The following is a 19,276-nucleotide window of genomic DNA, read 5'->3' as shown; positions in this document are numbered from 1 at the left end:
AACATGACGATTCAAGGCATAGACCTGTCATTGATCTGGGGCGTGATCATCGCCTTCGGGGTGATGATGTACGTGATCATGGACGGCTTCGACCTGGGGCTGGGGATCCTCTTTCCGCTGATCCCCGATGCCCGGGAGCGGGACGTGATGATGAACACCGTGGCCCCGGTGTGGGACGGTAACGAGACCTGGCTGATCCTCGGTGGCGCGGCGCTGTACGGCGCCTTTCCCCTGGCCTATTCGGTGATCCTGGAGGCCCTGTACCTGCCGCTGATCTTCATGCTCGCAGGGCTGATCTTCCGCGGCGTGGCCTTCGAGTTCCGCTTCAAGGCCAGCCCCGAGAAACGGCACATCTGGGATTGGGCGTTCATCGGCGGCTCACTGCTGGCGACCCTGTGCCAGGGCATCGTGATCGGCACCTATATCAGCGGCATCCCGGTGGTCGATCGGCAGTTCGCCGGCGGCACCCTGGACTGGCTGGCGCCCTTCCCGCTGTTCTGCGGCCTGGGGCTGATCGTGGCCTATGCGCTGCTGGGCAGCACCTGGCTGCTGGTCAAGACCGAAGGCATGCTGGAAGCGCGCATGCGCCACTACACCCGGCCCCTGGCGTTCGCGCTGACCGCGGTGGTGGCGGTGCTCTGCGTGTGGACCGCGCTGCTGCACCCGGAGATCGCCAACCGCTGGTTCAGCCATGCCCATATCGTGATCTTCGGTGCGCTGCTGGTGCTGGGGCTGGCGGCACTGTTCGGGCTCCTGGGCACTTTGCGCCAGCACCATTCCCACTGGCCGTTCGTGTTCACCCTGGTGCTGGTGTTCCTCGGCTACATCGGCCTGGCATTCAGCATCTGGCCGAACATAGTGCCGCCGTCCATCAGCCTGTGGGAGGCGGCTTCACCGCTGTCCAGCCAGCTGTTCATCCTGATCGGCACCCTGTTCATCCTGCCGGTCATCCTGATGTACACCTGCTGGAGCTACTACGTGTTCCGCGGCAAAGTGAGGATTGGCGATGGCTACCATTGATCGAGCAACACCCCTGCCCTGGCACAAGGCTGTGGCGCAACTGAGCCTGTTGTTCATCGGCGCACTGCTGATGCTCGCCTGCAGCGGCGCACTGATGCTGGAGCTGGCGCATGGATAGGCTATCGACGCGGCCGCCACGGCCGGCACCCACCTGGCAGCGGTTGCTGTGGATGGGGGGTATCTGGCTGGCCAGTGTGGTGGGCCTGGGGCTGGTGGCCGGCGTGTTGCGGCTGCTGATGCAAGCCGCCGGCATGCACAGCCACTGAGCAGGGGCGATAACGCCTGCAACCCCGGCCCGCAATAGCGGGCCGGTTTTTTTTGCGCCTACAGGCCGGTGGGCGCGCGCTCGGCCAGGTCTTCCAGCAGGTCGGCGGAGGGCACGAAGAACAGCCCGCCGGTGACCGCGGTGCTGAAGTCCAGCAGGCGATCGTAGTTGCCTGCAGGGCGGCCGACGAACATGTTCTCCAGCATCTGCTCCACCGGCCGTGGCGAGCGGGCGTAGCCGATGAAATAGGTGCCGAATTCCCCGGCGCCCGGGCGGCCGAACGGCATGTTGTCGCGCAGGATCTTCACCTCCTCGCCGTTCTCTTCCAGGGTGGTCAGGGAGCTGTGTGAGCAGCTGGGCTTCACTGCATCGTCGAGTTCGATATCCGACAGTTTGGTGCGGCCGATGATGCGTTCCTGGGCCTCCACCGTCAGTTCGTTCCAGGCGGTCATGTTGTGCAGGTACTTCTGCACCAGCACGTAGCTGCCATTGCAGAACTGCGGGTCCTCGTCCCCCACCAGGGTGAAATCCACCGCCTCGCGGCCTTCCGGGTTCTCGGTGCCGTCGACGAAGCCGACCATGCTGCGCATGTCGAAATAGCGGAAGCCCTGGACCTCGTCCACCACCTTGATCGAATCCCCCAAAGGCTTGAGCAACTGCGTGGCCAACTCGAAGCACAGGTCCATCTGTTCGGCACGGATGTGCAGCAGCAGGTCGCCGGGAGTCGATGGCGCGCGGCGCCCCTCCACGCCCACCTCGATGAACGGGTGCAGCGACGCCGGGCGCGGGCCGCCGAACAGGCGGTCCCAGGCGCTGGAGCCAAAACCGCAGACACAGGACAGATTGCCCCCCGGGACGCGCTTGCCCACCGAACGGGTCAAGGCGGCGATATCGGCGCACCAGTCGCGCACGGTTTGCGCGGCAGCGGCGCCGGGCGCCAGGGTGGCGACGATGAAGATCGCGCTACGGGTGATGGGATTGCAGATGGCTTGGGGCTCGGGCTTGCGCTCGGCCAGGGAGGACGGCTGGGTCATTATGGGTTCCACAGGCTGCGGTCGGAAAAATCACCGACAGGAAAATAGCAGATTGTGACCGTGGCAAGGGAGATTGCTCCCCCTGGAAGGCGCCGCCTTCCCATTCACCAAATCCCCGGGCCATCAAGCATCTCTGGCCTCGCACAGCGCACGACCCTGTAGCCGCTGCCGAGCCTGCGAGGCTGCGCAAAGGACCGCAGGGCCTTGCTTGGCGATCTACCGCCGGGCATCAGCGTTTTCCGGATCGCCGCGGCCGCTGCGCGACCGTGCGCAGCCTGCGGCAGCGGCTGCACGAGTCGCGAGGCGCTGTGGCTCCGTTCAAGCGGGGCTTGAGCGCAATACTCGCACCGGCACCGATTTGTAGGACGGTGTGCCGCTGTCCACGTCCAGGTAGTCCAGGGGCACCAGGCGGTTGGCTTCGGGGTAGTAGGCGCCCACCGTGCCATTGGCGATCTTGTATTCGATGGCGGTGATCTTCTCGTAGCGCAGCCGGCGCCCGCCGATCACCGTTTCGATGTCCACCAGGTCGCCATGGGCCAGGCCCCGGGCGGCCAGGTCCGCCGGGCTGATGAACAGTACGTCGCGGCGGCCGAACACCCCGCGATAGCGGTCGTCCAGGGCGTAGATGGTGGTGTTGTACTGGTCGTGGCTGCGCAGGGTGATCAGCCGCAGCACATCGGCGCCGTCCACTTCCTTGTCCTCATGCAGCCCGGGAAAGACGAAGAATTCGGCCTTGCCCGAGGGCGTCAGCCACTGCCGCTCGGCTGCCGCCAGGGGCATGCGGAAACCACCCGGTACGCGAATGCGGGCGTTGTAGTCGTCAAAGCCGGGCACGGTCTGTTCGATCAGGTCGCGGATCTTGTCGTAGTCGGCCACCAGCTCCAGCCAGGGCACGCGGCTGCCCGGCAGGGTGGCCCGGGCCATGCCGGCGACGATCGCCGGTTCCGACAGCAAAAACTCGGAGGCCGGCGCCAGCTTGCCGGCCGAGGCGTGCACCATGGACATCGAGTCTTCGACGGTGATCGCCTGACGCAGGCCGTCCTGCATATCCAGCTCGGTACGGCCCAGGCAGGGAAAGAGGAAGGTTTCCCGGGCCACCAGCAGGTGGCTGCGGTTGAGCTTGGTGGCGATGTGCACGCTCAGGTCCAGCTTGCCCATGGCCGGGAAGCACTGGCCCGGGTCCGGCAGGGCCACGGCAAAGTTGCCCCCCAGGCACAGCAGGGCCTTGGCGCTGCCGGCGATCATCGCCTGCATGGCTTGCACCGCATCGTGGCCGTGATGCGCCGGCGGGGTGAAGCCGAAGGTCTGCTGCAGCTTGTCGAGAAAGGCCGGGGAAGGCTTCTCGGTAATGCCCACGGTGCGATTGCCCTGCACGTTGGAGTGGCCGCGCAACGGGCAAATCCCCGCCCCCGGCTTGCCCAGGTTGCCCCGCAGCATCAGCAGGTCGCAGATCAGCCGGACATTGGCCGTGCCTTCGTTGTGCTGGGTGATGCCCATGCCGTAGGTGACGATGGTGGCGTTGGACTTGGCATAGGCCGCGGCGACCATTTCCAGGTCCGCCTGGTGCAGGCCGCTGGCCTGCTCGATGTCTGCCCAGGCGGTGGCACGCAGGTCCGCCGCCAGGGCCTCGAAGCCCTGGGTGTGCTCGGCGATGAATGCCTGGTCCAGGACTTGCCCCAGACTGTCCTCCAGGGCCAGCAGCGCCTTCATGATGCCCTTGATCGCCGCCGCGTCGCCGCCGGCCTTGACCTGGAAGTACGACGAGGCGATGCGGGTGGAGCCGTAGGTGGCCATCTCCACCATGTTCTGCGGGTCGGCGAAACGCTCCAGGGCGCGCTCGCGCAAAGGGTTGAAGACCATGATCGGCACCTTGCGCCGCGAAGCTTCATGCAGGGTGCCCATCATCCGCGGGTGGTTGGTGCCGGGGTTGTGGCCAATGGAGATGATCAGCTCGCAGAGGTCGAAGTCCTCCAGCGACACCGTGCCCTTGCCGATGCCAATGGACCGCGGCAGGCCGACGCTGGTGGGCTCGTGGCACATGTTCGAGCAGTCGGGAAAGTTGTTGCAGCCGTATTCCCGGGCGAACAGCTGGTACAGGTAGGCCGCTTCGTTGGACGCGCGGCCGGAGGTGTAGAACTCCACCTGCTCGGGTTGCAGGCTGCGCAGGATCTCGCCGATGCGGGCAAAGGCGTCCTGCCATGCCACAGGCTTGAAGGTGTCACTGGCGCGGTCGTAGACCAGGGGCTCGGTCAGGCGCCCGAGGTCTTCGAGTTCGTAGTCCGAACGCTGCAGCAATGAGGTCACCGGATGCTGGGCGAAGAACGCCGGGGTTACCCGCTTGTTGGTGGCCTCCCAGGTCACCGCCTTGGCGCCGTTTTCACAGAACTGGAAGGTCGACTTGTGCTCCTTGTCCGGCCAGGCGCAGCCCGGGCAGTCGAAGCCGTCGGGCTGGTTGGTGCGCATCAGGGTCAGCGGCGCCTTGAGGGTGTCCATCTGCTCGCGCACCGCGGTCGCAGTGGCCTTGAGCGCGCCCCAACCACCGGCGGGACCATCGTAGTTGCGGATTCCGGGAACCTTGCGTCGAGTACTCATGAGCGCTCCAGGGCCGGCCCGGCGCTGCACGACGCGAACCGGTGGTTGCGGGTGACCGAGGCGCGCCAGGGCAGGATGCCCAGGGGCCTGGATCGGGGGGCAAGCGCGCTGGAAAAGCCTCAGCGCAGGGTAAAATCTAGCCCTGCGGGTTGGCCTGTCAAGGCCAGGCGCCGACCGGTACAGGGCCCATGCCAGGGCCCCGGTCAGGCCCGGGGGAGCCTATTGCAGGCCCCCGCCAGAACCTGTAGCGCCTACTGCAAAACGCTGCGCCGGCGCTTGAGGGTCCAGCCCTGCTGCATGCCGGCCGCGGCCAGCAGGATCGCCCCCACGCCCACCCATTGCAGCAGCCCCAGGCGGTGCCCGAAGGCCACCCAGTCGACCAGGATCGCCGCAATCGGGTAGATGAACGACAAGGCGCCGGTCAGGGCCGTCGGCAGTTTCTGGATCGCCCCGTACAGCAGCACGTACATCACCCCGGTATGGAGAATGCCCAGGGTCAGCAGGCTGGCCCAGGCGCTGGCCTGCTGGGGTGGCGCGCCAAGGTTGGCCCAGGGCGCCAGCAACAGCACCCCGGTGCAGACCTGGATCAGGGCGATCAAGTGCGGCGGCGTGCCGCTCAGGCGCTTGATCAGCAGCGCGGCAAAGGCGTACAGGGCCGCCGCGCCCAGGGCCAGGGCAATGCCCAACAGGTAGTCGCCACCCTCCTCGCCCTGGCTGCCGTGGGCACTGACGATGGCCAGCATTCCGGCGAACGACAGGCCCAGCCAGAACAGCTTCTGCGGGGTGATCTTTTCTCCCAGGAACAACGCCCCGAGGGCCACCAGGATGAACGGCTGAACGTTGTACACCGCGGTGCCGATGGCGATCGAAGCCCGGGAGTAGGAGCCGAACAGCAGCACCCAGTTGCCGACAATGGCCACGCCACTGAGCACCGCGAGGATCAAGGTGCGCTTGCTCAGAATATTCTTACGCAAAAAGCCGAAAGCTCCACAAATCAGCAGCAAGGTCCCGGCGCCGAACAGGCACCGCCAGAACACCACATCCAGCACCGGTTGCCCGGACACCAGGACGAACCAGCCAATGGTTCCGGAAATCAGCATGGCAGCGGTCATTTCCAATGATCCGCGTCGGGTTTGTGCATCCATCATCAGGCTCCTTTGCAAGTGGGCAAATTATGCCCAGCCAGCAGAGCCCATCGCCAGATCAAAACCTGGGCTAGAATCGATTCAGACCTTTTTTATCAAGGCCAAAGAGCCCATTCACCTAACGAGATCGCCATGCTGGATGCCATCGACCAAACCCTGATCAGCGCCCTGATGCAAGACTCGCGACGCTCCCTCAAAGCTCTGGCGCAGATCAGCGGGCTGTCCGCCCCCAGCGTCTCGGAACGCTTGCGCCGGCTGGAAGAACGCGGCGTGATCAGCGCCTATACCCTGGAGATCGATCCCAGGTTTCTCGGTTACCAATTGCAGGCCATCGTCCGCATCCGCCCCTTGCCGGGCAAGTTGCAGGAGGTCGAACGGCAGATCCTCGCGATTGCCGAGTTCACCGAATGCGACAAGGTCACCGGCGACGACTGCTTCATTGCCCGTCTCCAGGTGCGCTCCATGGAACAGCTGGACAGCCTGCTGGACCACCTCAATCACTACGCCGAAACCAACACCGCGATTGTCAAGAAATCGCCGATCAAACGGCGCCTGCCGCCTCTGGAATGAGCCCCATCCCGAAAGCGCCTTCAGGATTGAAAAACGCCAGAAACGAGGCAGAAAAGCACCGCTGAGAGCCCGTTCTAGAGGCGTTTCACACTAAAAATAGGCTACGTATCCTACAGATTTACAGACATTTCTTAGCAAACATAAGACGATTCTTAAAAGCGCTTCAGCAGCTTTTTGACGTCAATTTCAGTGATACCCTGCGAAACCTCTGACTAGCCCACTAGCAAAATGCCTACTCCAACCAAAGGAAGCCGGTGCTTTGCTGGTTGCTCATGCCTGTCGAAAAAACGAGTAGCGAAAAACGATGTCGATCCGCGTCCAGATAGCCGATGACCATCCCCTGACCCTGATTGGGATACACACCCTGCTGGAGAACCGTGCCAACCTGGACGTGGTCGCCCAGGCCCACAGTGTTGAAGCCCTGCTGGAGAACCTGCAGCGTCACCCCTGCGACCTGCTGTTGACGGATCTGATGATGCCCGGCGGCGAGCAGGTGGACGGTATCCGCCTGATCCGCCGCTTGCGCACGCTGTACCCGCAGCTGGCGATCGTGGTGGTCACCATGCTCGACAACCCGGCGCTGATCAACAGCGTGCTCAAGCTGGGCATCCAGGGCCTGGTGAGCAAGCGCGGCCTGCTCAACGACCTGCCCAAGGCCGTGGCGGCCAGCCCGCGTGCGCCTTTCGTCTCCGCGTCGATCCAGCACCTGCTGGATTCCAGCGCCGCGTTGCACGGCAAGCCGTTGCTGCAACCGGAGCAACTCTCGGCCCGGGAAGTCGAAGTGCTACGCCTGTACGGCACCGGCATGAGCATCGGTGCCATTGCCCTGCATCTGTGCCGGAGCAAGCAGACCATCAGCACGCAAAAAAGCAGCGCCATGCGCAAGCTCGGCCTGGACACCTCTGCCAGCCTGTTCCTGTACATCCAGGAGCACGGCCTTTCCTGAGCTGCAAGCGCGGCACATCCCGGAGTCCCCCCTCTATGTATCTCTTTTCGCTTTCCTTCGTGCGCCGGAGGATGCAGCGCTTTTGCCTGCTGCTCATCCCGCTGGCCAGCCTGCCAACCCTGGCCACAGCCCACGCCGACAACCTGCCGCCAGCCGCCCGGGACAACAACCTGCCGCTGAACAGACTGTTGCAGCTGCGCGACAGCCTGCCGCGCAAGCGCCTCAAGGTGGCGCGGATCGTACCGCCGGATCGGCCCATGGAGAGCGCCGGCAATCAGGTCTTGAAGGCCATCTCCGACCAGTACCTGCAACTCATCGGCGAACAACTGGACCTGCACTTCGAAAACGTCGAGCTGCCTTCACCCCAGGCGGCGGTGGATGCGCTGCTGGAGCAGCGGATCGATCTGCTGCCAAGGGCCAGCGATTTTGAAGCAGCCAATCCGGAGCTGCGCCTGAGCCTGCCCTATTTGCGCAACCAGCCCATCATTGTCGGCCGCTCCAGTGACCGCAGCCTGCCCCTGGACCTGCGAGGCAAGCAGGTGCTGGTGCTAAAGAACTACCTGGACAGCAATCGGGTCCGCAAGGCCTACCCCCTGAGCATACTGCGCGAGGTCAGTACCACGGCGCTGGCCTTCGAGCAGTTGGCCCGGGGCGAAGCGGACGCCTTCATCGGCGACCAGTTCCGCTCCGACTTGTACCTCCAGGCACGTACGGACCTGGCTCTGCACAACAAGTTTTCCGCACAACTGCCCGACACCGGCTTCGCCTTCGCCGTGCGCCGCGATGAACTCACCCTGCTGACCCTGCTCAACCATGCGCTACAGAGCATTCCCGAGGCCCAGAAGCTCAAGCTCCAACAGCAGGCCAGCCACGGGCCGTTCCCCTATTCCCCGATCGACACGTTCATGCTCAGCCCCCAGGAACTGGGGTGGTTACAGGACCACGGGCAAATCAACTTGCTGGCCCATGAAGCGCCGCCGTACCTGTATCGCACCAGCGACGGGCGCTGGTCCGGTCGCAGCGTCGAGTTGCTGCAGACCCTCGCCGATGCCTTTCGCCTGGAACTGAACATCGAGTCGAGCCAGTCCCGGTCCCACGACCTGGAGCAACTGACCAGAGGCCACGTCGACCTGGCCACCCGCCCGCTGGCGATTGCCGACGGCTCCCGCGGGATACGTTTCAGCCAGCCCTATGTCACCCGCAACTGGGCCTTCATCATCCGCAACGGAGACAGTTCCCCCAGTTCCCTGGAGGCCATGGAGGGGCACACCCTTTCGCTGCCGCGCCAGCACCCGCTGCTTGAACACTTGCGCCTGCGCTATCCGCAGATCCAACTGATGCTTACCGACAACTTCCAACAGGCCCTTGACCTGGTGCGCCTGCGTCGGGCCGACGCGACCCTGGACAGCCCCGCTAGCGACCCGATGCAGCCTGGCCCAGGCCTGCAATACGGCCTGTCGATCAAGGCCACGCCCAGCCCCCACCAGTTCGCCGTGGCCCAAGGCTCCGGCGAGTTGCTGGGTATCCTCGACAAGCTGCTGGACTCGTTGTCCCGCGCACCGCTGAGTGATATCCAGGTGGTGGCCGAACGCCCCCGGGACAATTTCTGGGAATGGGCCGCAGACCAGGCCTGGCACGTCGGCGTCGGGGCTCTGGTGATCTTCGCCCTGTTCCTGGTGTGGAACTGGCGGCTGAAGATCCAGGTCAAGGAACGGATCTGCGCCCAGACCCGGCTGCAGGACAAGCTGGCATTCCAGTTCTCCCTGCTCAATGGTCTGCCGACGCCACTCTACGTCTGCGACCTGCATGGTCGCCTGAGCACCTGCAACCGCGCCTACGAGGAGTTCTTCAGCACCTCCCAGGAACAGGTGGAGGGCTGCCTGCCCACCGAACAACTGAACATGCCAGCGGAGTTCGCCCAGGTCCTGCAGGACGAGCACCAACAACTGCTGCACAACCACCGGCCGCGCTTTCTCGACACCAGCCTGGTGATCAAGGGTGAACAACATTACCTGTACCAATGGCTGGTCCCCTTCTACAGTGCCCGGGGCCTGCTACAGGGACTGCTCGGCGGCTGGCTGGACATCTCCGAGCGCAAACACCTGGAAATCAAGTTGCGCGAAGCCAAGCAGGTGGCACTCAAGGCCAGCGCGGCCAAGAGCGAATTCCTGGCGTCCATGAGCCACGAGCTGCGCACTCCGCTCAACGCTCTGGTGGGCCTGCTGGAGCTGGAAACCAGCAGCCGCACCTTGCCATCGCACAACCTGCGGGTGGCCCAACAATCGGCGACTTCGATGATCGACCTGATCGGCAACATCCTCGACCTGGACAAGATCGAGAGCGGCCTGATGCAGCTGGCGGCGCACCCTACCGCGCTGGAGCCGTTGCTGACCAACAGCCTCGGCCTGTTTGCCGCCCAGGCGCGGGAGAAAAACCTGCAACTGCACTTCGACTACCATGCCGACCGCCAGCGCCTGTACTGGGTCGACTCGCTGCGCGTGCAGCAGATCTTCCACAACCTGATCAGCAATGCACTGAAGTTCACCGACCAGGGCGGCATCCATGTCCGAGTCAGCGAAAGTGTCCTGCGCGAAGGCGTCAGCCTGCTGACCCTGAGCGTCAGCGATACCGGTATCGGTATTCCCCTGGCCTTGCAGCCACAGATCTTCGAACCCTATCGCCAGGCCAGCGCGCGCACCGCCCACCTCTATGGTGGCTCGGGGCTGGGCCTGAGCATCTGCAATCAGTTGACCCAGTTGATGGATGGGCATATCTGGCTGGAAAGCCAGCCCGGCCAGGGCTGCTGCGTGAGTGTGGAACTGCCCCTGAGCTGGCAATTGGCCCCCGGGCCAGTGGACGAGCCCCTGGTGCCTGACCAGCAGGAGGCCAAGGCCCTGCGAGTCCTGGTGGTGGACGATGTGTCGACCAACGGCCTGGTGCTGACTCTGCAACTGGGTCGCCTGGGGCATCAGGCAGAACATGTGTGCAGCGGCGAACAGGCCTTGCTGGCCCTGAGCGAATCCACCTACGACGTGCTGATCAGCGACTGCAACATGCCGGGCATGGATGGCTACGCCCTGGCTCGCACCGTGCGCCAGGATGAACGGCGCCTGGGGCTGCCCCAGCGGCTGATCATCGGCTACACCGCCAGTGCCCTGAGCAATGAAGCCACCCAGTGCTCCAACGCCGGGATGAACGACCTGATGATCAAGCCGGTAACCCTGGCACGCCTGCAGGAAGTCCTGAACAACTACGCGCCGGTCGAGGAAGAGCCTCGGGATATTCGCGCCTTCAGCCTCGACCACCTGGATGAAGCAGGCCGGAACAGTTCGATCCTGCGCCGGCGCATTCTCCTTGAGCTGACCAAAAACCTGCAGCAAGAGATCCAGCAGATACGCGACACCGACCTGGCCGCCATGACGGAGACCATCGGCGACCTGAGCCACCGCCTGACAGGCGTGGCCTGCCTGATCGATGCCAGCGAAATGGCCGCGGCCTGCCAGGCCCTGCGCCAGGTCAACGTGCACCAGCCACAGGCAGTCCGCCGTTGCCAGGCCGAGCTGTTGCACAGCATGGAGCGCATCTTCGAACAGGCCAAGGCCGACCTGGCGGCCCTGCGCCAGCCCCTCAGGCCCTGGTCCAGGGGCATTGCTCGCGCGCCGCTGACTGACTCTCGTACTTGTCCCATGTGAAGTGGCGCCCGCCCTTCCTACCCTTGCGCTTGCTTTCGGGGGGCGCAAGACAGGGGTGCCAGCTGCACATCCTTCCCCACGATCGCGTGTTGAATCCAATAATTCCCAACTAAGGATCAATCGATGATCACGTTGCACCGAGCCCGTTCATTCCTCAAGCTTCCGCTGGCCATGGCCATCGGCATGGCTGCGCTCGCGGCTCAACAAGCCAGCGCTCACGGTTATATCGAGAGCCCGAAATCCCGCGCCTTCATGTGCCATACCAATGGTGGCAAGCTCAACGCCAACTGCGGCGCCGTGACCTATGAGCCACAAAGCACCGAGTACATCGGCCGCCCGGGGGAAGGGTCCATCTCGCACTTCCCAAGCAGCGCCCAGGCCTGCACTGGGGACTTCACCAAGTGCGGCCCGGCCAACGGCACCATCCCTGCCGGCGGCCTGGCGCGTTTCTCGGAGCTCAACGAGCAGACCGCCACGCGCTGGAGCAAGAACACCATCAAGCCGGGCCCGCAGACCTTTACCTGGCACTACACGGCGGCCCACTCCACCCGCTACTGGCAGTTCTACATCACCAAGAAAAACTGGAACCCGAACCAGCCACTGACCCGTGATTCGTTCGAAAGCACACCTCTGCTGGACGAGCCATGGCCAGCCCTGAACGCCCCGACCGCGGCGGGCGGCAAGACCAGGCACACCGTGAACATCCCGTCCGACCGCAGCGGTTACCACGTGCTGCTGGCGACCTGGAAAGTCCACGACACCGACGCCACTTTCTATCAGGTGGTCGACCTGAACATCGACAATGGCGCCACCATTCCGTCGACCTGGACCACTGTCGGCGCAGTCCAGCCTGAAGCCTTGAGCATCGGCGACAAGGTCAAGACCCGGGTGTTCAATGCCCAGGGCGAACAGGCCGCCAAGCAGATCGTGCTGCAAATCAGCTCCGCCGAACTGGCCAAGGCCGACGTCTGGCCGCACGAACTGGCCAAGAAGGTCAACGCTGCCAAGCAGGGCTACCAGATGGGCCTGCTCAACGACAAGGACGAAGTGCTACCCAACTTCGGCAAGAACGACATCCTGGTCAAGAAAGGCAGCGACATCGTCAACGTGATGATCGACAAGGAGCAGGCTGCCAAGCCGGGCGAACTGTCCATCACTGGCATGCAGTCCGAATACACCCTCAAGGACGGCAAGGTCGACCTGCACTTCAACGCCATCGCCAAGGGCGGCGACTACACCGTAAAAGCCACGGTGTACAACGCCAAGGGTGAAAGCGTGGCGTTCCAACAGGCTCCGGCCGGCAATACCCCGCACTTCTCCATGACGCTGACCGGTCAGAGCGCCGGCAAATACGACCTGGTCGTGGTAGCCACGTCGAAGAAAGGCGAAGTGCTGCAGCAGACTGCCAGCTTCTCCCTGAAACAGGAGGAAAGCGGCGGTGGCGGTGAGGGAGGCGGCAAGTACGATCACGTCTTCCCCCAAGGCTTGAGCACCTACAAGGCCGGCACCCTGGTGCTGCAACCCAAGGACGGCAATACCTACAAGTGCAAGCCCTTCCCCTACAGCGGCTACTGCGTGCAGTGGAAGGCCGGAGCGACGCATTACGAGCCAGGTACCGGTAGTCACTGGACCATGGCCTGGGATCGCCAGTAACCATCATTGGTGAAGGTTTCACCTTGGAGCGTGGCATGTGAATGCCACGCTTTTTCTGCGTACAACGCACGCTCCGTACCAGTGCTGGCAAGCGCGCGAAAACGCCCGATAACGTCCGGCCCTTGCTGCCCAACAGTGCTGGCTGGCGACTCTCGTACTCGTCCCATGTCCCCTCCCAGCCCCTGCCGCGTAGCCTGTGATTGTTCCCACGGCAGCGCTGGCACGGATGCCAACCGCCCCCTCAGATCGGTCCCCAGTGGCGCCCCCGAGAACTCCTGCATTTCCTTCTATCTGCTCAAGGATCTAACAATGATCAAAGCCAACCGAGTTCGCTCGTTCCTCAAGCTGCCTCTGGTGCTGGCCATGAGCGTTGCCGGCGTTGCTGCTCAGCAAGCTTGCGCTCACGGCTACATCGAGAGCCCTAAATCCCGTGCCTACATGTGCAACGAGAAAGGCCTGAACCAGAACAGCAACTGCGCAGCGGTGGCTTACGAGCCACAGAGCACCGAGTACATCGGCCGCAAGTTCGAAGGCGGCTTCTCGCACTTCCCAAGCGCCGCCCAGGCCTGTACCGGTGACTTCACCAAGTGCGGCCCGGCCAACGGCACCATTCCTGCCGGCGGCCTGGATCGTTTCTCCGCGATCAACGAACAAAGCAGTACTCGCTGGACCAAAAATACCATCAAGCCAGGCCCGCAGACCTTCGCCTGGAAGTACGCCGCTCCCCACGCCACCCGCTACTGGCAGTTCTACATCACCAAGAAAGACTGGAACCCCAACCAGCCACTGACCCGTGATTCCTTCGAAAGCACCCCACTGCTGGATGAGCCATGGCCAGCCCTCAACGTTCCGGCGAAAGCTGGAGAGACCACCAAGCACACCGTGAACATTCCGTCCGACCGCAGCGGCTACCACGTCGTGCTGGCGACCTGGAAAGTCCACGACACCGACGCCACCTTCTATCAGGTGGTCGACCTGAACATCGACAACGGTACAGTCGTTCCTTCGGGCTGGACCACTGTCGGCCAGGTCAACCCGGAAGCCTTGAGCATCGGCGACAAGGTCAAGACCCGGGTGTTCAATGCCCGGGGCGAACAGGCCGCCAAGCAGATCGTGCTGCAAATCAGCTCCGCCGAACTGGCCAAGGCCGACGTCTGGCCTCACGAACTGGCCAAGAAGGTCAATGCTGCCAAGCAGGGCTACCAGATGGGCCTGCTCAACGACAAGGACGAAGTGCTACCCAACTTCGGCAAGAACGACATCCTGGTCAAGAAAGGCAGCGACATCGTCAACGTGATGATCGACAAGGAGCAGGCTGCCAAGCCGGGCGAACTGTCCATCACTGGCATGCAGTCCGAATACACCCTCAAGGACGGCAAGGTCGACCTGCACTTCAACGCCATCGCCAAGGGCGGCGACTACACAGTGAAAGCCACGGTGTTCAACGCCAGAGGTGAAAGCGTCCTGTTCCAGGAAGCTCCAGCCGGCAACAACCCGCATTTCAGCATGACCCTCACCGGTCAGGGCGCCGGTCAGTACGACCTGGTCGTGGTTGCTACTTCCAAGAAAGGCGAAGTGCTGCAACAGACCGCCAGCTTCGCCCTGAAAGCCGAAAACGGCGGCGGCGAGCCAGGCCAGTACGACCACGTGTTCCCGCAAAGCCTGAAGTCCTACAAGGCTGGCACAGTGGTGCTGCAGCCCAAAGATGGCAACACCTACAAGTGCAAGACCGGCCCTGTTGCCGGCTGGTGCACCATCTGGACCAGCAGTAACAACGCCTATGAACCAGGCGTAGGTTTCGCCTGGCAGCAGGCGTGGGACAAGAACTAAGCCACACCTTCGTTAACCCGAGCGTGGCGCTTGGCGCCACGCTTCCTTTTGCCAGTCATGCCCCCTATGTCTACTCGCAATTACTCCAGGCTTCATGTGCTGCTGCACTGGACCTTCGCCACCATCATCATCTGGGCGACGCTCAGTGGCTTCGGCAACGCCCTGCTCGACCTGCCCACCGTGATCGCCGACGGGATCAACTTCATCAACGTGTCGTTGACCTTCCTGCTGATTCCGCTGCTTGGCCTGCGAGTTGTGTGTGCCCTGGACCGCCAGGAACCGGCCTCCCCCCATCGGCTCGCCCGCCTGCTGGCCAAGGGCGGACACCTGGTGCTCTACCTCACGACCGGCCTGGTGCTGGCCACTGGCGTATTGATGATGGAACGCCCGATCAATGTCTTCGGCCTGCTGTCACTGCCCCAGCCGCTGCAGGAACCGCTGCTCACCACCTTCTTCAATAGGGTGCACAAGTACGCCTGCGTCGCGCTGGCGCTGCTGGTAGCCGGGCATGTGGCAGCGGTGGTGATCCATCACTGGCGCGGTGAAAAACTCCTGCGGCACATGAGCCTATGAACCTCCTGCGCCGATGCCCACGCGCCGTTCTACAGATCGGCGCGTTGTCGTTGCTGGTGACCTGGCTGGGCTGGCTCGCCTACAACAGCTTCCTGTTCGCCCAGCGTCTGGACGAGACCGTGCGCCCCGGCCCCCTGGCCGTCAGCGAACCGCCGCGCCTGCCGCCGAACAACGCGGCCATAGCCCAACTGTTCGGTGTGCTGCCCCAGGAAGCCACCGGCAACCTGCCAAGAGTGCCGCTGACGCTGCTGGCCAGCCTGGTGGAACGTCGCCCGGAACTGTCCAGGGCGCTGATTGAATCCCCTGAGGGCAGCCGTTTCTATGGCATTGGCGAGCCCCTTCCCGGAGGTGGCAGCCTGCGCGAAATCAGCACCCAACAGGTGCGCATACAACGCTTTGGCGAAGACCAGTCGCTGTCTCTGGCCCACCACTCGACTCCCCTGCTGATGCCGTTGCCCATGGCCCCCGAGATGCCTCAAAGCACTGCCGTGCGGGCAGAAACCCACAACCTCGTTCAACCCTCTTTGTGACCCCCCAAAACATCATGAAACGAACATTCATTGCAGGCTCCCTACTGGCCCTTAGCACCTTGATCGGCCCCGTCCAGGCCGCTGAAAAACCTCCCCAGGGACAACAGTGGACCTTGAACATGAAGGACGCAGAACTACGCGACCTGATCAACGAGGTCGGGCAGATCACCGGCAAGACCATGATCCTCGACCCGCGCCTGAACGGTAAGGTCACGGTCCAGTCCACCACCGCCATGGACCAGAAAGGCATTTACTCGCTGTTTCTCACCGCCTTGCGCAGCCAGGGCTACGTGGCCATGGACCAGGGCGACCGGGTGCTGATCCTGCCGGTAGCCGAGGCCAAGACCAAAGCCTATGCCCAACCCGACGAGGGCAGCGAAGAGTTCATCACCGAAGTCATCGAACTGCACAGCGTCAACGCCAGCGAAGTGGTCTCCGCCGTGCGCCCTCTGGTCGCCTCCGACGCCTACATGGCAGCTTCCACCACATCCAACTCATTGATCGTTTCCGACAGCGCCAACAACGTGCAACGCGTGCGCCAGGTAATCGGTGAACTGGATAACGCCGGCGGGCGTCAGTTCAACATTCTCCAGCTCAAGCATGCCTGGGCCAACGACGTGGCCAAGACCTTGAGCGAAAGCCTGACCGATAACAGCAGTGGCCAGAGCAGCGCCAAGGCTATCGGCGATTCGCGCAGCAACCGCCTGATCCTGGTCGGCCCGGCACCGATTCGCCAACAGATGCAGCGCCTGGCCCTGAGCCTCGACGTACCGAACAATGTCGGCGAGAACGCCCGAGTGCGACGCCTCAATCACAGCGATGCGAAGAAGCTCGAAGAACTGCTCAGCGGGATCGGCAAGCGCCTGGAAGCGGGAAGCCGCGGTGGCGACAATCAGAGACAGGAAAGCCCGGTGCTGGTGAGCGCCGACGAAAGCCAGAATGCCCTGGTGCTGATGGCCTCACCGGCACAACTGGCGACCTTCGAAAGCATCATCGACGAACTCGACCAGCCCCGCGCCCAGGTGCTGGTGGAAGCGGCCATCGTCGAAGTCAGTGGCGACATCAACCAGGCCCTCGGCGTGCAGTGGGCCGCAGGCCGGGGCAAATGGGGCGCCGTCAGCAACTTCAACAGCGCCGGCATGACTATCGGCACCCTGCTGGGCAACCTGGAGAGCGGCAAGAGCCCGACCCTCCCGGACGGAGCCGTGATAGGCATCGGCAGTAGCAACTTCGGCGCGCTGATCACCGCCCTGTCCAGCGATTCCAACAACAATCTGCTGTCCACCCCGAGCCTGCTGACCCTGGACAATGAGCAGGCGGAAATTCTCGTCGGCCAGAACGTGCCATTCCAGACTGGCTCCTACACCACCGACACCGCAGGGGCCAGCAACCCCTTCACCACCGTCGAGCGCAAGGACGTGGGGATCACCCTCAAGGTCACTCCGCATATCAATGAAGGCAACTTTCTGCGCCTTAAAGTCGAACAGGAAAGCTCCGAGCTGGCCGCGGCACCACCCGGCATCAGCACCAGCGATGTGATCACCAACAAGCGCTCGGTCAAGAGCACCATCCTGGCCAACGACGGGCAGATCATCGTGCTTGGCGGCCTGATCAAGGACAACATCAAGGTCCAGGTGAGCAAGGTGCCGTTGCTCGGTGATATCCCTTGGCTCGGCAAGCTGTTCAGCAGCAGCAAGGAGGTCAACGAGAAGACCAACCTGATGGTGTTCCTGCGTCCGACCCTGCTGCGCAATACGGCCAATGCCGACAAGCTGAGCACCCAGAAATACAACAACCTGCGCTCCCTGCGCACCCTGGATGGCAAGACCCGCGGCCAGCTGCCGCACAATCCGCATCAGTTGTTCGATGCCAACAGTGACGGCGACCAGGGCCTGATCGACATGCGTACCCAAGGGATTGCACCGCAGCCATGATCAGTCCCAACCCAAGCCCGCGCCTGGCGTTCGCCTATGCCCGCCGTCACGGCGTGGTCCTGGAGCACCAGGCCCAGGGCCCGGTGCTCTATTGCCGCGCCAATACCCCCTGGTCGGTGATCGCCGAGGTGCGCCGCTTCAACAGTGCGCCACTGCGCAGCGAAATCCTCGATGAACAGGCCTTCGCCCAGCGCATGGCTGCCCACTACCGCGACGGCCAGGACGGTGCCAAGCAAGTGGCCGACGGCCTGGGCGAACAGTTCGATGAAGAGTTCGACCTCTCCAGCCTCGCCGAGCAGTTGCCGAAAACCACTGACCTGATGGAGCAGGAAGACGACGCCCCGATCATTCGCCTGATCAACGCGATCCTCAGCGAAGCGGTCAAAAGCAAGGCCTCCGACGTGCACCTGGAGGCGTTCGAGGAACACCTTTCGGTACGCCTGCGGGTCGACGGCCTGCTGCGCGAAGTGCTGCGCCCGCGGCGTGAACTGGCAACCCTGCTGGTGTCACGGATCAAGGTCATGGCCAAGCTCGACATCGCCGAGAAACGCATCCCCCAGGACGGTCGCATTGCCTTGCGCATCGCCGGGCATGAAGTGGATGTCCGGGTCTCGACCCTGCCTTCCAGCCACGGCGAGCGGGTAGTGATGCGCCTGCTCGACAAACAGGCCGGGCGCCTGGACCTGGCGCACCTGGGCATGAACCCGGCGGTACGCCAGCGCCTGGAGACCGCCCTGCACAAACCCCACGGCATCCTCCTGGTGACCGGCCCCACCGGCTCCGGCAAGACCACCACGCTGTACGCCGGGCTGGCCAGCCTCAACAGCCTGGAGCGCAACATCCTGACTATCGAGGACCCGGTGGAGTACCACCTCACCGGTATTGGCCAGACCCAGGTCAACGCCAAGGTCGACATGACTTTCGCCCGTGGCTTGCGGGCCATCCTGCGCCAGGACCCGGACGTGGTGATGGTGGGTGAAATCCGCGACCGCGAGACCGCGGAAATCGCCGTGCAAGCTTCCCTCACCGGGCACCTGGTGCTCTCGACCCTGCACACCAACAGCGCCATCGGCGCGGTGACCCGCCTGGTGGACATGGGCATCGAGCCGTTCCTGCTTTGCACGTCGCTGCTGGGAGTACTGGCCCAGCGCCTGGTACGTCTTTTGTGTCCCGAATGCAAGGAGCCCCATGACGCCGATCCCGCCGCCTGCGAACGGTTGGGCGTGGGCCCCGATAGCGCGCCACAACTGTACCGGCCAGTGGGTTGCCCGAACTGCCAGCACTCGGGCTATCGCGGCCGCCGCGGGATCTACGAGCTGGTGCTGTTCGACGACGTCCTACGCCAGTTGATCCACATCGGCGCCGGAGAACATGAATTGCTCAGCCATGCCCGGCAACACAGCCCAAGCCTGTTCGACGATGGCCAGGTCATGGTGCTACAGGGGCTCACCAGCCTTGAAGAGTTGCTGCGGGTTACCCAGAGGGACTGAAG

At 63.6% G+C, this 19,276-nt stretch carries 15 protein-coding genes; 12 read left to right on the top strand and 3 right to left on the bottom strand.

Features of this window, described 5'->3' with window-relative positions:
* The first annotated feature begins 3 nt into the window (after positions 1 to 3).
* From cydB to AC1RL5_RS00570, 3 genes are read left to right on the top strand one after another with little or no spacing between them, the layout of a single operon-like run.
* Positions 4 to 1,020 carry a cytochrome d ubiquinol oxidase subunit II gene (gene cydB, locus AC1RL5_RS00580; RefSeq protein WP_011062007.1) on the top strand — a complete coding sequence of 339 codons (1,017 nt, stop codon included), beginning with the start codon at positions 4 to 6 and terminating at the stop codon, positions 1,018 to 1,020.
* Positions 1,007 to 1,138 (top strand): hypothetical protein, encoded by a 132-nt coding sequence (locus tag AC1RL5_RS00575; RefSeq protein ID WP_015636146.1) that lies wholly within the window; start codon positions 1,007 to 1,009, stop codon positions 1,136 to 1,138. Before cydB ends, AC1RL5_RS00575 begins: the two co-directional genes overlap by 14 nt.
* Complete coding sequence (locus AC1RL5_RS00570; RefSeq protein WP_093409902.1) at positions 1,131 to 1,286, top strand: DUF2474 domain-containing protein; 156 nt, start codon at positions 1,131 to 1,133, stop codon at positions 1,284 to 1,286. The genes AC1RL5_RS00575 and AC1RL5_RS00570 overlap by 8 nt, the downstream gene beginning before the upstream one ends.
* A 58-nt stretch (positions 1,287 to 1,344) precedes the next feature.
* Here AC1RL5_RS00570 and AC1RL5_RS00565 read toward each other — a convergent pair whose 3' ends face one another.
* The 3 genes from AC1RL5_RS00565 to AC1RL5_RS00555 all read right to left on the bottom strand — a co-directional run bounded on the left by AC1RL5_RS00565 (position 1,345) and on the right by AC1RL5_RS00555 (position 6,056).
* Positions 1,345 to 2,319 carry a Dyp-type peroxidase gene (locus AC1RL5_RS00565; protein WP_015636148.1) on the bottom strand — a complete coding sequence of 325 codons (975 nt, stop codon included), beginning with the start codon at positions 2,317 to 2,319 and terminating at the stop codon, positions 1,345 to 1,347.
* 318 nt (positions 2,320 to 2,637) lie between these two features.
* A complete protein-coding gene (locus tag AC1RL5_RS00560; protein ID WP_492589051.1) occupies positions 2,638 to 4,911 on the bottom strand; it encodes an FdhF/YdeP family oxidoreductase in 2,274 nt (757 codons plus the stop codon).
* 251 nt (positions 4,912 to 5,162) lie between these two features.
* Positions 5,163 to 6,056: a DMT family transporter gene (locus tag AC1RL5_RS00555; RefSeq protein ID WP_072449901.1), complete on the bottom strand. Its 894-nt coding sequence runs from the start codon at positions 6,054 to 6,056 to the stop codon at positions 5,163 to 5,165.
* Between the two features lie 132 nt (positions 6,057 to 6,188).
* On the opposite strand from AC1RL5_RS00555, the gene AC1RL5_RS00550 reads away from it, so the two are divergent.
* The 9 genes from AC1RL5_RS00550 (at position 6,189) to gspE (ending at position 19,274) form a co-directional block, all read left to right on the top strand.
* On the top strand, positions 6,189 to 6,626 hold the full coding sequence (locus AC1RL5_RS00550) for an Lrp/AsnC family transcriptional regulator (RefSeq protein ID WP_011062012.1): 438 nt from the start codon (positions 6,189 to 6,191) through the stop codon (positions 6,624 to 6,626).
* 304 nt (positions 6,627 to 6,930) lie between these two features.
* Positions 6,931 to 7,572 carry a response regulator gene (locus AC1RL5_RS00545; protein WP_072449900.1) on the top strand — a complete coding sequence of 214 codons (642 nt, stop codon included), beginning with the start codon at positions 6,931 to 6,933 and terminating at the stop codon, positions 7,570 to 7,572.
* A 35-nt stretch (positions 7,573 to 7,607) separates the two neighbouring features.
* Entirely contained in the window at positions 7,608 to 11,264 is a 3,657-nt protein-coding gene (locus AC1RL5_RS00540; protein ID WP_093409890.1) for an ATP-binding protein, read from the top strand.
* Between the two features lie 123 nt (positions 11,265 to 11,387).
* Entirely contained in the window at positions 11,388 to 12,917 is a 1,530-nt protein-coding gene (gene gbpA, locus AC1RL5_RS00535; protein WP_072449898.1) for an N-acetylglucosamine-binding protein GbpA, read from the top strand.
* A gap of 309 nt (positions 12,918 to 13,226) precedes the next feature.
* Positions 13,227 to 14,747, top strand: a complete 1,521-nt coding sequence (gene gbpA, locus AC1RL5_RS00530; RefSeq protein WP_492589052.1) for an N-acetylglucosamine-binding protein GbpA — start codon at positions 13,227 to 13,229, stop codon at positions 14,745 to 14,747.
* A gap of 66 nt (positions 14,748 to 14,813) precedes the next feature.
* Positions 14,814 to 15,320, top strand: a complete 507-nt coding sequence (locus tag AC1RL5_RS00525; RefSeq protein WP_072449896.1) for a cytochrome b — start codon at positions 14,814 to 14,816, stop codon at positions 15,318 to 15,320.
* Positions 15,317 to 15,850, top strand: a complete 534-nt coding sequence (locus AC1RL5_RS00520; protein ID WP_065363300.1) for a type II secretion system protein N — start codon at positions 15,317 to 15,319, stop codon at positions 15,848 to 15,850. The genes AC1RL5_RS00525 and AC1RL5_RS00520 overlap by 4 nt, the downstream gene beginning before the upstream one ends.
* A 14-nt stretch (positions 15,851 to 15,864) precedes the next feature.
* Positions 15,865 to 17,784: a type II secretion system secretin GspD gene (gene gspD / locus AC1RL5_RS00515; RefSeq protein WP_065364685.1), complete on the top strand. Its 1,920-nt coding sequence runs from the start codon at positions 15,865 to 15,867 to the stop codon at positions 17,782 to 17,784.
* Complete coding sequence (gene gspE / locus AC1RL5_RS00510) at positions 17,781 to 19,274, top strand: type II secretion system ATPase GspE (protein WP_492589053.1); 1,494 nt, start codon at positions 17,781 to 17,783, stop codon at positions 19,272 to 19,274. The genes gspD and gspE overlap by 4 nt, the downstream gene beginning before the upstream one ends.
* Positions 19,275 to 19,276: the final 2 nt, after the last annotated feature.

The sequence above is a fragment of the Pseudomonas sp. GW822-FHT06D10 genome (assembly GCF_058799535.1).
Note: the sequence above shows the minus strand (reverse complement) of the source record. Positions and strands in the feature narration are given on the sequence as shown.

What these genes read in the sequence shown, in the direction of transcription:
- cydB (WP_011062007.1), top strand. Translation starts at nt 4, where the DNA reads ATGACGATTCAAGGCATAGACCTGTCATTGATCTGGGGCGTGATCATC.
- AC1RL5_RS00575 (WP_015636146.1), top strand. Translation starts at nt 1,007, where the DNA reads ATGGCTACCATTGATCGAGCAACACCCCTGCCCTGGCACAAGGCTGTG.
- AC1RL5_RS00570 (WP_093409902.1), top strand. Translation starts at nt 1,131, where the DNA reads ATGGATAGGCTATCGACGCGGCCGCCACGGCCGGCACCCACCTGGCAG.
- AC1RL5_RS00565 (WP_015636148.1), bottom strand. Translation starts at nt 2,319, where the DNA reads ATGACCCAGCCGTCCTCCCTGGCCGAGCGCAAGCCCGAGCCCCAAGCC.
- AC1RL5_RS00560 (WP_492589051.1), bottom strand. Translation starts at nt 4,911, where the DNA reads ATGAGTACTCGACGCAAGGTTCCCGGAATCCGCAACTACGATGGTCCC.
- AC1RL5_RS00555 (WP_072449901.1), bottom strand. Translation starts at nt 6,056, where the DNA reads ATGGATGCACAAACCCGACGCGGATCATTGGAAATGACCGCTGCCATG.
- AC1RL5_RS00550 (WP_011062012.1), top strand. Translation starts at nt 6,189, where the DNA reads ATGCTGGATGCCATCGACCAAACCCTGATCAGCGCCCTGATGCAAGAC.
- AC1RL5_RS00545 (WP_072449900.1), top strand. Translation starts at nt 6,931, where the DNA reads ATGTCGATCCGCGTCCAGATAGCCGATGACCATCCCCTGACCCTGATT.
- AC1RL5_RS00540 (WP_093409890.1), top strand. Translation starts at nt 7,608, where the DNA reads ATGTATCTCTTTTCGCTTTCCTTCGTGCGCCGGAGGATGCAGCGCTTT.
- gbpA (WP_072449898.1), top strand. Translation starts at nt 11,388, where the DNA reads ATGATCACGTTGCACCGAGCCCGTTCATTCCTCAAGCTTCCGCTGGCC.
- gbpA (WP_492589052.1), top strand. Translation starts at nt 13,227, where the DNA reads ATGATCAAAGCCAACCGAGTTCGCTCGTTCCTCAAGCTGCCTCTGGTG.
- AC1RL5_RS00525 (WP_072449896.1), top strand. Translation starts at nt 14,814, where the DNA reads ATGTCTACTCGCAATTACTCCAGGCTTCATGTGCTGCTGCACTGGACC.
- AC1RL5_RS00520 (WP_065363300.1), top strand. Translation starts at nt 15,317, where the DNA reads ATGAACCTCCTGCGCCGATGCCCACGCGCCGTTCTACAGATCGGCGCG.
- gspD (WP_065364685.1), top strand. Translation starts at nt 15,865, where the DNA reads ATGAAACGAACATTCATTGCAGGCTCCCTACTGGCCCTTAGCACCTTG.
- gspE (WP_492589053.1), top strand. Translation starts at nt 17,781, where the DNA reads ATGATCAGTCCCAACCCAAGCCCGCGCCTGGCGTTCGCCTATGCCCGC.